A 12,217-nucleotide genomic window follows, 5' to 3' on the forward strand; every position below is an offset into this window, starting at 1 on the left:
ATTTGTTGCAACGGGCTCCGCGCCTCGGCACGGAGCCCGTTGCTTTTCCGGCCTCAGTGGAAATGGCCGATCAAATAGATGCCGCCGCCAATCACCAGCACGGCCGGCACGGCCCACAAAATCAGGACTGGCATTTGTCATCCTCCTCAGTTTGACGTGCAGACCTTGACGGTCTTCATGCTGCTCTCAGCCTCGGTGCGCGACTTGTAGATCGTGCCTGACGGACTGACGACGGTCATGGACGTGTCCGTCGGCTTCTTGTCGACGACGGTGCACTTCTTCGTCTTGACGTCCTGCACGACGTAGAACTCGTCGGCCGCGAACGCCGGCAGTGAAAACGCAGCCACCATCAGGGCTGCGGTTGCAATCCTCAGCTTCATTCTCTCCTCCTCCAATTGCCGGACGTTCCGCGCCCGGTCGATTCCGAGAACGGGAAAATCTAGCAATTTGTTCCTATGGGCTGGGAACGTCGCCTTTGCTGGGATGTTGGTGCGGCGCCAAGCTCGAGGAGGAGGACAAGATGAAGAAGCTATTCCTGATTTCCGCAGCAGCGCTGATGATCTCGACCGGCGCGTTCGCGCAATCGACCGTGGTGACCACGACAGGAACCGGCCACGCCGCAGCGATTCAGATCGAGCCGCAATACCGGACGCGGATCAAATCCTACGTCACCGAGCATCACCTGCGGCCGGTGACAACAAAGGAGAAGATCGTCGTCGGCGCGACGGTTCCGAGCGATGTCGAGCTCGAGGCGGTCCCGGCCGATTGGGGTCCGTCGCTCACGCAATATCGCTACGTCTACTCCGGCGAACGCGTGATGCTGGTCGATCCCGGCACACGGACGGTCGTGCAGGAAGTCGATTGAGGCGCGTCGGACGGGCGGCCGCATCGCAGGCGGCTGCCCTCTCGGAATTGAACAGATGACACCGCATCGAGAAGCCCGCATCGCCGGGCTCAGCCTGGCGGCCGTGTACGCCGTGTGCCTGCTGCTCACCGCAATCAGCATGAGCTGAAGCGACGGCATCCGCGCTGGCGTCGTCGACCGCGCTGCAAAATTCCTGCTCTGGCCGCTCGCCCAATGCGAAAATCGTGGCGCCGCGCAAGTCCTGCCCGTATGGTTCTCTGCAAAATCATAATCCGGCGCAAAGGCGCCGGAACCGGGACGCCCGCGTTTGTCAAAGCTCACCCTGCCGGTCCGGCTCGCTCTCCTCGTCACGGGAACGATGTTGCCGTTGATCGTGTTTGCGGTCGGCATCGCTGTCTACAATTACAAGCAGGCCCGCGGCGATGCGACCCGCCGCGTGCTGGAGAATGTGCGCAGCATGCGCCTGGTGCTGGATTCCGAGGTGCAGCGGATGACCGGCGGCTTGCAGGTGCTGGCGCTGACCAATTCGCTGCGCAACGGCGACTTCGTCAGTTTTCGCCGGATCGCGCTCGGCTTTCTCGAACAATATGGCAAAGGCGGCCTGGTGCTGATCTCCGACAGCAAGGGCCGCATCCTGTTTTCCTCCGCGACGGAAGATACGGCGAGCCTGCCGCCGCGCAGCAACGTGGCGATGGTCGACAAGATCTTCTCGGCCAAGGCGCCGCAATATTCCGACCTGTTCCCCGGTGTCTATAACCATCGGCAGGTCCTCACCGTCGAGGTTCCGGTCTTTCGCGACGGCGAGGTGGTCTACGATCTCTGCTTCAGCCCGCCTGTCGGCATCTTCCAGAACCTCGTCGAGAAGCAGCGGCCCGACAAGGAGTGGACGGTCTCCCTGCTCGACACCACGGGCACCGTGTTCGCGCGCGTGCCCAATCCGGGCGAAACCTTCGGCAAGCGCGCCTCGCCCTCGCTCTACACGGAAATGTTTCGCAGCGACGAGGCTGCGCTTTCGTCGGTCTCGCTCGACGGCATTCCACTCGCGGCTGCCCATACGCGATCGCATCTGACTGGCTGGACGGTCGCCGCCGGCGTTCCGGAGAGCTCGCTGGTCGCCCCGCTCTGGCGCAACATTGCGATCACCAGCCTGATCGGCGGCGTGCTGCTGCTGATCGGCCTGACCTTCGCGGTCCGGATGGCCACCACGATTGCGCGCGGCGAGATGCTGCATAATTTGCTGATCGAGGAGCTCAATCACCGCGTCAAGAACACGCTGGCCTTGATGCAGGCGATCGCGGTGCAGACTTTTCGCAGCGCAAGCCGCGACGAGCGCATCAAGTTCGAGGGGCGGCTCGGCGCGCTCGCCGAGGCACACAATCTGCTCAGCCAGGAGAAGTGGGCAGGCTCCGAGCTCAGGGACGTGATCGCGCGCGCGCTCCGGCCCTTCCTGCTTGCAAATCCCGATCGCATTCGGATGGTTGGGCCCGCGGTGCCGCTGTCGCCGCGGCTTGCAGTCGTGCTGTCGATGATCGTGCACGAGATCGCCACCAACGCAGCAAAATACGGCGCGCTCTCCAACGAGTCCGGCCGGGTGGCGCTGGAATGGGACGTCATCGCCGACACGCCGAAGCCGCGGCTGCGGCTGATCTGGACCGAGACCGGCGGCCCGCTGGTGACGGCGCCGGTACAGCGCGGCTTCGGCTCGCGTCTGATCGAGCGTAGCGCGCGCGACCAGCTCGGCGGCGAAGCCACGGTGGACTTCCTGCCGCGCGGCGTCGTCTGCACGGTCACATGCGCGCTGGACGGGGAACGGTGAACGAGGCTGCCGCGATAGAGGCGACAAGCGTTCGCGGCCAGGAGGAGCGCGGCCGCTCTACCCGATCGTCTGCAACGCCGGAAACGTCTCCAATAGCCAGATGCTCACATTGGAGACGGCGCCGGTGAGAAAGCCGATGCCGGTAATGACCATCAGCACGCCCATGGCGCGCTCGACATTGACGAGGTGACCCTTCATGCGCGCGAACAGTTTCGAGAACTGTTCGATCATCAGGGCGGCAATCAGGAAGGGAATACCGAGGCCTGCGGAATAGACCGCAAGCAGGCCCGCCCCTTTGGTGACCGTCGCTTCCGCCGCTGCGATCGAGAGGATCGCGGCGAGGATCGGGCCGATGCAGGGCGTCCAGCCGAAGGCGAAGGCCAGCCCCATCAGATAGGCGCCCCAGAGTCCGACAGGTTTGGGGATCGGCAGCCGCCCCTCGCGCATCAACAGGCCGATACGTGTCAGGCCCAGGAAGTGCAGGCCCATCAGGATGATGACGAGGCCCGCAAGGATCGACAGCTCGGCCGACCAGGCGCGGATCAGCCCACCGACCAGCGAGGCGCTGGCGCCGAGCGCTACGAACACCGTCGAGAAGCCGAGCACGAACAGCAATGCCGACATCATGATCGCGCGCTTCGAGGCCGAAGCCGGTTCGTCGCTCTCGACATGCTCGATCGTGGCGCCCGTCAGGTAGACCAGATAGGGCGGAACCAGCGGCAGGACGCACGGGGAGAGGAAGCTGACGAGGCCGGCAATAAGCGCCGCCGGGATCGAAACATTTTGCATGATGCAGTCGGGGCCATCTCAGGCTCGCATGTCGCACGCGGGGAGTGCGCGCGGACTGGAGCCACACTGGCTCTGGTGTAGCCGATGGCCGGGAATGCGCAACAGAGGCGCGATCAAACCAGGGCTCCTCCCGATGCCATCTGCGATCACAGATGCGGCATCGGGACGCACACAAATCTCGCCAAAAAGCGAAATTCGGCGGCGCGGCTACTTCACCACGCGGAGCAGCGGACGCCGGGGCTGGTCCTGCGTCAGCTTGGAAGGCGGCGGCGGCTCGCTGGCAGCGCTCCGCAGCATTTCGTCGCACAGCGCCTTGAGATCGGCACTGTCAATTCCTTTGAGCTTCATCCTGATATCGAGGATAGCGATCGAGAGCAGCTCGGCCGACTCGCGGCTATTGCTCTCGTTGAGGACCTTCCGGCACTCTTCAAGCGTCTCGAGCACCGACTGCAACTGTTCTTCTGAATGCGACACCGGCGTTCTTTCCGTTAGTTCGGCCCGCGAGACGTGCTTGGAACAATCCCCTCGGCCCCCAAAGAGACACAAGGATAGCACGAGGAATCTGTGCCCTCGAAGACGATTTCGATGTGTTTCTGCGTCGAGAACCCGGTTCCAGACGGCATCGCCCCGCGGCGTAAATCGGAACGGTCATGGGTGAAACGCGTGAGCCGGCGCTGCAGATCCATTCCACGGGAGCGCGCGGCATCGCGCATGCCGTGCTCCGGTCCACATGGACCCGGCAATCCCGCAGCCATTCTAAGGCTCGCAACGGAACGCACGCCTACCCCTCTTCCGGGCTGAAACTAGCCCGCTTCCCCAACCCAGGCACACCCAAATACCATCTCAGGCGCGGTAAGTATGGCGTTCAAAACTCACCGCTCCCCAACCCGTCGTGGTTGTGGTTTGCGCTAGATTCTGCCAGTTTAGCGGTCCGAAGGGACTTGTATGCACTCCTTGGCGGAAAGGGGCGTTCCGTTGGAGGAACGCCTAAAAACAAATATCAGCGGCCTGTCCGACTGGGATGCGGCCCGCATATTCCTGGAAGTCGTTCGATGCGGAAGTTTCCGCTCGGCGGCCGAACGCTTGTCGCTATCGATCAACGCTGTCCGTCGCCGAATCGACGATTTCGAACGCCAGACCGGCACCACCCTGTTCACGCGCGACGTCCACGGAACCCATCTCACCGATGAAGGCGCGATGGTGGTCTCCGCCGTCGAGCGCATGGAGGCGGCCGCCTTCGACGTGCTGCGCGCCAGCGATTCGACGGCCAATGCTCTCACCGGCGAGGTTCGCGTTGCCGTGACCGAGGGATTGGGTACGTTCTGGCTCGCCCCGCGGCTGGTCGAATTCCAGCAGGCCTATCCGAAGGTCCTGGTCGATTTGCACTGCGCGATGCGCTCGGCCGACGTCTCCCGCCACGAGGCCGACGTCGCCATCCATCTGTCGCGCCCCTCCGCCCTCGACGTCAAGCTGGTGCGGCTCGGCCGCATGCATCTGATGTTCTGGGCTTCGGAAAAGTACCTTGAGAAATACGGCACGCCGCGCACGGCCCACGAATTGATCAAGCACCGCCTGGTGCTGCAATTCGCCGACCAGCTCGCCGCCAAGGAAACCTTTGAGAGCTTCTTCCCGGGCGTTTCGGAACGTGACCTCCTGGTCATGAAGACCAACGTCTCAAGCGCCAACTATTGGGCGGTCGCGAACGGCGCCGGGATCGGCGTCTTCCCGAGCTACGCCATTGCGCTTGGCGGGAAGTTGATTCCACTGGAGGTCGAGTTGAACCGACCGCTGGATATCTGGTTGTCCTACCATCCCGGTAGCGGCCGGATTCCCCGCGTGCGGCATATGATTGACTGGCTGATCGAGGCTTTCAATCCGGGTCGCTTCCCGTGGTTTAAGGAAGAGTTCGTGCATCCGCATGAATTCAAGGACTCGTATATGGGCGAACCCCTGACCCAGCTCTTCGGGGGATTTTCAACCGAAGAACAAAGGTGAAAACTAAAATGAAAGCAGCGGCGAAGAGAATGAAGCAGCGCAGTGCCGGCAAGCCGGACATCGAGCTTGGCAAGCGAATCCGCTTGCGGCGCGTCGAGATGAAGATCTCGCAGGCCGAGCTCGGCGAAAAGCTCGGCGTGAGCTTCCAGCAGGTCCAGAAATACGAGAAGGGCGTCAATCGCGTCGGCGCGGCTCGGCTGCAGCAGATCGCCTCCGCCCTCGACGTGCCCGTGACCTTCTTCTATGACGGCGACAACAAGGCCCGCGAAGTCGAAAGCCTCCTGTTCCTGGACTCGGCTTTCAGCCTCCGCCTGCTGCGCGCCTACAGCAAGATCAAGGATCAGACGGTGCAGCGTCAGCTCGTCTCGCTGATGGAATCGATCGCGGCGAACGAGAGCTGAGCCGACCTGCGGTCCGGCCTGTCCGGCCGACGTTCAATCCGCCGCGTCACGGGGGCGCGGCCGGGTTGGACGAGAGCCGGCGGCTTCGATCTGGCCTGCGCGCATCCGCGCGCGGTCTTGGTTTGCAGTCTTGGCTTTTCGGGGCGGCTTTGCCGCCCCTTTTTCTTGGCCGCCCTTTTTCTTGGCGTATCGCCACGTTTGGTCCGAACCGGCCCCCACCTTGTTGCGACCTAATCGAGAGCTCCCGCATTGGACGCGCGGGGTCTCGACGCGCCGTGCTTAATGGGACCGCAACCCCGATGCCTTAGCTTCCGGCCGATTTCGCGAATCGGCGCCTGCAGCACAGCGGCCGGGAATTGCCTGATGGGGAAGACCAGACAGATGTTGAGACGCCATGCCGTGATCGTTGCCGTCAGCCTGCTTGCTAGCGGCGCCGCGCACGCGCAGACCGAAACCACAGGTCAGGCCAATCCCAAGCCCGCTATTCCGTCCAGCACGGCGCCTGCGACCGCCAACCCGGCGCACGCGGCCGCCAAAGCCGCAACAGCACCGGCGTCGACGGCCGAAAGCCGTTCGGCCGCAGCGCTCGCGCTGACGCATGAGCCGACCTATGACGAGGGCACTGCCCAGCGGATCAAGGACGCGGCACTGAGCTATTCCGATCTCGCGGTGCGCGGCGGCTGGCCGACGATTCCCGCGGAGGCCAAGTTCGCACTCGGCGTCCAGGGCGCCAATGACGACCTCCTGCGCAAGCGGCTGATCCTCTCCGGCGACCTCGCCGCCGACAAGGCGAGCGGCGTTTTCGACCAGGATCTCGCCGATGGCGTGAAGCGCTTTCAGGCCCGCCACGGTCTTGCGCCGACCGGCATGATGACGCCGCGCACGCTCGCGGCGATGAACGTCCCCGTGCAGAAGCGCATCCGCCAGCTCGAAGCCTCGCTCGAACGGCTCGAGAACACCAATTTCAGCTTCGGCCAGCGCTATGTCGTGGTCAACATCCCCGCCGCCTTCGCCGAGGCGGTCGAGAACGACGTCGTGGTGCGGCGCTATCGCGTCATCGTCGGCAAGACCGAGAAGCCGTCGCCGACGCTGACGGCCCAGATCACCGGTGTCGTGCTCAACCCGACCTGGACGGTGCCCTCCTCGATCGCCAAGACCGAGATATCAGCACATATGCGCAAGGACCCGACCTATCTGTCGCGCATGCACATGGAGGTGCTCGACGCCCACGACAATCCGATCGATCCGCATTCAGTCGACTGGTCGGGCACGCACACGCCGAACTTCACCGTGCGCCAGCAGAACGGCAGCTTCAACGCGCTCGGCGCGGTCAAGATCGACATGCCGAACTCCTATTCGGTCTATATGCACGACACCAACCAGCGCAGCCTGTTCAGCGACGACTACCGTTTCGATTCCCACGGCTGCTCCCGCGTCGACAATGTGCGCGATCTCGCCGCCTGGCTGCTCAAGGACCAGCCGAAGTGGACGCGCGCCGCAATCGACGCGGAAATCGCCACCGGGCAGCACCTCGAAGTACCCATGGCCAAGAAAGTGCCGGTGGCGTGGGTCTATCTCACGGCCTGGATGACCAAGGACCAGACCATCCAGTTCCGCAACGACGTCTATAACCAGGACGAGCAGTTGCTGGAGGCGACGGCCGAAGAGGCCGCGTTCTTCAGCAATGCCGGCAACCATCCGTTGACCGCGCATATGGCGCAGTAGGCATGCAATCGCGGCACGGGCGGATGCAGGGCCGCATCCCCGCCGCGGTTGACCCGTCCCTCGCCGAAGTCGCACATTGCGTCTCGCCAAACGACGAGCGAGCGCGCGATGCCTGATCTGTCCCAAGATACTCCCTACGCCGACGGCAAGATCCTCAAGCAGGTCACCGCCGGCGTCGGCGTGATCACCTTCAACAATCCCGACAAGCGCAACGCGATGTCGCTGGAGATGTGGGAGGGATTTGGCGAGGCGCTGACGGCCTTGCGCGATGACGATGCGGTGCGCGTCGTGATCCTGCGCGGCGCCGGCGGCAAGGCGTTCGTCTCGGGCGCCGACATCAGCCAGTTCGAGAAAGTCCGGCACAATGCTGCGGCGTCCGAAGAGTACGGCAAGCGCAGCGCTGCCCAGCGCGCGCTGCTCGCCGCTTACCCGAAGCCGACGATTGCCTGCATCGAGGGCTTCTGCCTCGGCGGCGGCATGCAGGTCGCGATGCTCGCCGATATCAGGCTCGCCGCGCATGGCAGCCAGTTCGGCATTCCCGCGGCAAAGCTCGGCATTGCCTATGGCTATGACGGCCTGAAGCATCTGGTATCGCTGGTCGGCCCGTCCTGGGCGCGGCTGTTGATGTACACGGGCATGCGCATCGACGCCGCGGAAGCGCTCCGCATCGGTCTCGTCGAGCGCCTGTTTCCGGAGGGCGAGCTCTGGGGGGAGACGATGGCGATCGCGCAGACCATCTCCGAGAACGCGCCACTCGCAATCAAGGCCGCCAAGATCACCATCGCAGAAGTGCTCAAGGACGAAAGTGCCCGCGACATGGACGCGATCAAGGCAATCGGCACCGCCTGCATGGACTCGGCGGATTTCCGCGAGGGCCGGCAGGCCTTCATGGAGAAGCGCAAACCGCAATTCCAGGGGAAGTAGCCACCGGCGTGTGGTGCGTTGAAGTCCGGCGATACCAGAATCAATCCGTATGGCATGAGGAGCGACATGCCCTTGCAGCCGAGACTGGTCGAGATCGCAATCGAGCCGAAATCGAAGGCCGATGCCGAGAAGCTTGTCGCTGCGCTGGCAAAGCTCGTGGCCGAGGATCCTGCGTTCGAAACCTCGACGGATCGCGAATCCGGACAGACCATCCTCAAAGGCGTGAGCGAACTCCATCTCGAGGCCAAGCTCGATCTGCTCAGGCACAGCTACGACCTCGATCTCAGCGTTGGGGCGCCACAGGTGGCGTTCCGTGAGCGCATCACCCAGCCGGCCGAAGTCGAATATGCCTACAAGAAACAGTCGGGTGGCACCGGTCAGTTCGCAGCCGTCAAGCTGCGTGTCGCGCCAAACGCACCCGGCCAGGGCTACCGGTTCGAGGCCAGGATCGCCGGCGGCGCGGTGCCGAAGGAATATATCCCCGGGGTCGAGAAGGGAATCGAGAGCGTGCTTCCTTCGGGCGTGGTGGCCGGCTTTCCGGTGGTCGACATCACGGTCGAACTGATCGACGGCAAGTATCATGACATCGACTCGTCAGCATTCGCCTTCGAGATCGCCGCACGCGCGGCGTTCCGCGAGGCGCTCCAGAAGGCGGGACCGTTGCTGCTCGAGCCGATCATGACCGTGGAGGTGGTCACCCCCGAGGACTGTATCGACGTCGTCATCGGAGACTTGAATATGCGGCGCGGGCAGATCCTCAGACAGGACAGGCGCGGCGGTGCCGCCGTCGTCAACGTCCGTGTGCCACTCATGAACATGTTCAGTTACGCCAATGACCTGCGCGCGATGAGCCAGGGGCACGCAAGCTTCACCATGCAATTCGATCATTATGCTCCGGCACCTCCGCCCGAGAACGATCCGCCATTTAGGCCCGCGATCGGGATGCGTGCCTGAACGACGCCCTACGACGGCGCCGTTCCTGTGAACACCTGTTCAGGAAGATTAAATTCCTCGCAGCCCTGCGCTGCGATAGCAACCAATTGATCTGCCGCAAGTTCTCCCGCCACCAACGAGGGAGATCGCGATGAAACTCAAACTTGCTGTTCTTGCTTTGGCTGCCCTGGGCAGCGCGGCGCTGGCGTCGGGACAAGCGCTCGCCGCGATGCCGAATGGGATTCCGCAGGCCGATCAGGTCGCAAGCGGTCCGGCCGCGAATGTCGACCAGGTGCGGATGGTCTGCAACGCCTGGGGCCGCTGCTGGTGGCGTCCGAACTATTACGGCGCCTACGGCTATTATGGCCCGCGCCCGTTCTATGGACGTCCCTGGGGCTGGCGCCACCGCTATTGGCACCGCTGGTAAATAATGAAGGGGCCGCAAGGCCCCTTTTCATGGGTGCAATTCGACTACAGCGCCCCGAGCACTGCCCTCGTGATGTCGGCCGTACCGTTGCTGCCGCCGAACTCCATCGGCTTGAGGCCGCCAGCATAGACCTGGTCCACCGCGCGCTCGATTCTTTCGCCAGCTTCAGTGGCGCTCTCGATGCCATGCTTGTCGGCGAGCCAGTCCAGCATCATCGCCGCCGACAAGATCATGCCGGTCGGGTTGGCCTTGCCCTGCCCCATGATGTCAGGCGCGGTGCCGTGGCACGGCTGAAACACCGCGTATTTGTCGCCGATGTCGGCCGACGGCGCCATGCCGAGGCCGCCGATCAGGCTCGCGGTGATGTCGGAGACGATGTCGCCGAACATGTTCTCCATCACCATCACGTCGAAATCCCAGGGACGCTTGACTAGCATCGCCGAGCAGGCATCGACATAGAGCCGATCGGTCTTCACGCCAGGGTGCTTCGTCGCGATCTCATCGAAAATGCCGCGGAAGAACGCAAAAGCCTTGAACACGTTCGCCTTGTCAACGCAGGCAAGCGATCCCGGCTTGCCGCGCGCCTTGCGCCGCTCGGCGAGGCGAAACGAGAAATCGAACAGCCGTTCGGACGTCTTGCGCGTGATCACCATGGTCTCGCGGGCATCGTCATGCGTCACCACGCCCTTGCCCATCGAGGCGAACAGACCTTCGGTGGATTCGCGGATCACGACGAGGTCGATGCCGCGCTTGTCGGCGCCGACGATCGGGCTCGGCACGCCCGGGATCAGCCGCGCAGGCCGCACGCCGGCATAGAGATCGAAGATGAAACGCAGCTCGATCTGCGGCGCGATCTCGGTATTGTCAGGATAGCGCACCGACGGCAGGCCGCAGGCCCCGAGCAGGATAGCGTCCGCCTCCTCGCAGAGCTTGATGGTCGAGTCAGGCATCGACTTGCCGGTGGCAAGATAATTGTTGGCGCCGGCCGGTGCCTCGGTGAAGCGGAAGCTCTGGCCGGATTTGTCGCCGACCTTGCGCAACACTTCGAGCGCTGGCGCCATGACCTCGGGACCGATGCCGTCACCGGCGAGCACGGCAATGTGGAAGGCGTTGTTTGCGGACATATGTTCCTACTCTCGTCATGCCCAGGCTTGACCCGGGCATCCACGTCTCGATACCAACTCCGTGGCAAGACGTGGATGGCCGGGTCAAGCCCGGCCGTGACGACGAACCAACAGTTGTGACTACGGCGTCAGCACCGTGCGGCCAACCACCGCGCCCTGCTGCAACTGCAGCAGCGCGTCGTTGGCCTTATTGAGCGGTGCCTTTGTCACCGGGATCGGCGGCACCTTCTTCGCACGTACGAGATCGAGCAGTTCCTGCGTCTCGCGCAGATTGCCGACATAGCTGCCCTGGATCGTCACGGCCTTGATCGGGATCAGCGGCAAGGCCCAGGTCGCGCCGCCGCCGAACAGGCCGACGATGACGAGCTTGCCGCCCTTGGTGAGGCAGTCGAAGCCGAGTTGCGTCGTCGCGGCATTGCCGACGAGATCGATCACGGCGCGGATCGGACCACCTGCTTTCTTCGCCAACTGCTCAAGTGCATCCGGTGCCTTGGGATCGACCGTCGCGAGCGCGCCAGCCTTCTCGGCGGCCTCGCGCTTCCTGGCGTCGATGTCGACCATGATCGCGCCCTTGCCGCCCATCGCCTTGAGCAGCGACAGCGCCATCAGGCCGAGGCCACCGGCGCCGAACATCACGATCGGTGTGTCAAAGTGCTGCTCGACCTTCTTCAGCGCGCTGTAGGTTGTGACGCCCGAGCAGGCGTAAGGCGCGGTCGTTGCGGGATCGAGCCCCTTCAGATTGAGCAGATAGCGCGGATGCGGCACCAGCATATGATCGGAATAGCCGCCGTCGCAATAGACGCCGAGCGAGCGCGGCGTCAGGCACATGTTCTCGTCACCCGCGAGGCACGTCGCGCATTTGCCGCAACCGATCCAGGGATAGACCAGGCCTACATCGCCGAGCTTCAGATCACCCTGGTCGGCCGGCTTCACATCCGGTCCGAACGCGAGGATCTCGCCGACAGTCTCGTGCCCCATGGTCAGCGGCAGATTGATGCCGCGGTCCTTCAACGACAGCGGCTTGCGGCCATGGCCGAGATCGTAGCCGCCTTCCCAGATGTGCAGGTCGCTGTGGCAGACACCGGCCGCCTTGACCTTGATCAGCACCTGCGTGCCCGACGGCTGCGGCGTCGCCTCGTCGAACTCCTGCAGCGGCGCCTTGAAATCGGCGACCTTGAAACTCTTCATGGCGTCCTCCCGGCATGCTTGTTGTCGCGC

12 protein-coding genes and 1 pseudogene are annotated in these 12,217 nt (G+C 63.7%); 8 read left to right on the top strand and 5 right to left on the bottom strand.

What is annotated here, in order from left to right:
- Nucleotides 1-146: 146 nt before the first annotated feature.
- Complete coding sequence (locus XH89_RS27530; protein ID WP_194463502.1) at nucleotides 147-380, bottom strand: hypothetical protein; 234 nt, start codon at nucleotides 378-380, stop codon at nucleotides 147-149.
- 140 nt (nucleotides 381-520) lie between these two features.
- On the opposite strand from XH89_RS27530, the gene XH89_RS27535 reads away from it, so the two are divergent.
- Nucleotides 521-865: a DUF1236 domain-containing protein gene (locus tag XH89_RS27535; RefSeq protein ID WP_194463503.1), complete on the top strand. Its 345-nt coding sequence runs from the start codon at nucleotides 521-523 to the stop codon at nucleotides 863-865.
- A 358-nt stretch (nucleotides 866-1,223) separates the two neighbouring features.
- On the top strand, nucleotides 1,224-2,681 hold the full coding sequence (locus XH89_RS27540) for a sensor histidine kinase (protein ID WP_194468651.1): 1,458 nt from the start codon (nucleotides 1,224-1,226) through the stop codon (nucleotides 2,679-2,681).
- Between the two features lie 57 nt (nucleotides 2,682-2,738).
- On the opposite strand, the gene XH89_RS27545 is transcribed toward XH89_RS27540, so the two are convergent.
- Together XH89_RS27545 and XH89_RS27550 are read right to left on the bottom strand one after the other, a co-directional pair.
- Nucleotides 2,739-3,470, bottom strand: coding sequence for a cytochrome c biogenesis CcdA family protein (locus tag XH89_RS27545; RefSeq protein ID WP_194463504.1), 732 nt, complete (start codon nucleotides 3,468-3,470; stop codon nucleotides 2,739-2,741).
- A 207-nt stretch (nucleotides 3,471-3,677) separates the two neighbouring features.
- The gene (locus tag XH89_RS27550) at nucleotides 3,678-3,944 is read right to left on the bottom strand and encodes a hypothetical protein (protein ID WP_194463505.1); all 267 of its coding nucleotides are present in this window, start codon (nucleotides 3,942-3,944) and stop codon (nucleotides 3,678-3,680) included.
- A gap of 471 nt (nucleotides 3,945-4,415) precedes the next feature.
- On the opposite strand from XH89_RS27550, the gene XH89_RS27555 reads away from it, so the two are divergent.
- The 6 genes and pseudogenes from XH89_RS27555 to XH89_RS27580 all read left to right on the top strand — a co-directional run bounded on the left by XH89_RS27555 (nucleotide 4,416) and on the right by XH89_RS27580 (nucleotide 9,875).
- On the top strand, nucleotides 4,416-5,465 hold the full coding sequence (locus XH89_RS27555; RefSeq protein WP_194463506.1) for a LysR family transcriptional regulator: 1,050 nt from the start codon (nucleotides 4,416-4,418) through the stop codon (nucleotides 5,463-5,465).
- Nucleotides 5,466-5,494: 29 nt separating this feature from the next.
- On the top strand, nucleotides 5,495-5,866 hold the full coding sequence (locus XH89_RS27560) for a helix-turn-helix domain-containing protein (protein WP_020608151.1): 372 nt from the start codon (nucleotides 5,495-5,497) through the stop codon (nucleotides 5,864-5,866).
- 363 nt (nucleotides 5,867-6,229) lie between these two features.
- Nucleotides 6,230-7,591 carry a murein L,D-transpeptidase gene (locus XH89_RS27565; protein ID WP_246767634.1) on the top strand — a complete coding sequence of 454 codons (1,362 nt, stop codon included), beginning with the start codon at nucleotides 6,230-6,232 and terminating at the stop codon, nucleotides 7,589-7,591.
- 108 nt (nucleotides 7,592-7,699) lie between these two features.
- Nucleotides 7,700-8,515 carry an enoyl-CoA hydratase gene (locus tag XH89_RS27570; protein ID WP_194463507.1) on the top strand — a complete coding sequence of 272 codons (816 nt, stop codon included), beginning with the start codon at nucleotides 7,700-7,702 and terminating at the stop codon, nucleotides 8,513-8,515.
- A 21-nt stretch (nucleotides 8,516-8,536) separates the two neighbouring features.
- Nucleotides 8,537-9,469 (top strand): annotated as a pseudogene (gene fusA / locus XH89_RS27575) (elongation factor G); the annotation flags it as partial.
- A 130-nt stretch (nucleotides 9,470-9,599) separates the two neighbouring features.
- Nucleotides 9,600-9,875, top strand: coding sequence for a hypothetical protein (locus XH89_RS27580; RefSeq protein WP_194463509.1), 276 nt, complete (start codon nucleotides 9,600-9,602; stop codon nucleotides 9,873-9,875).
- A 44-nt stretch (nucleotides 9,876-9,919) separates the two neighbouring features.
- Here the strand turns inward: XH89_RS27580 and XH89_RS27585 are convergent, their stop codons facing one another.
- Both XH89_RS27585 and XH89_RS27590 read right to left on the bottom strand, forming a co-directional pair.
- Nucleotides 9,920-10,999 (bottom strand): isocitrate/isopropylmalate dehydrogenase family protein, encoded by a 1,080-nt coding sequence (locus XH89_RS27585; protein WP_194463510.1) that lies wholly within the window; start codon nucleotides 10,997-10,999, stop codon nucleotides 9,920-9,922.
- 120 nt (nucleotides 11,000-11,119) lie between these two features.
- Nucleotides 11,120-12,187 carry an alcohol dehydrogenase gene (locus XH89_RS27590; protein WP_194463511.1) on the bottom strand — a complete coding sequence of 356 codons (1,068 nt, stop codon included), beginning with the start codon at nucleotides 12,185-12,187 and terminating at the stop codon, nucleotides 11,120-11,122.
- Nucleotides 12,188-12,217 lie beyond the last annotated feature (30 nt).

The sequence above is a fragment of the Bradyrhizobium sp. CCBAU 53340 genome (assembly GCF_015291645.1).
GTDB lineage: Bacteria > Pseudomonadota > Alphaproteobacteria > Rhizobiales > Xanthobacteraceae > Bradyrhizobium.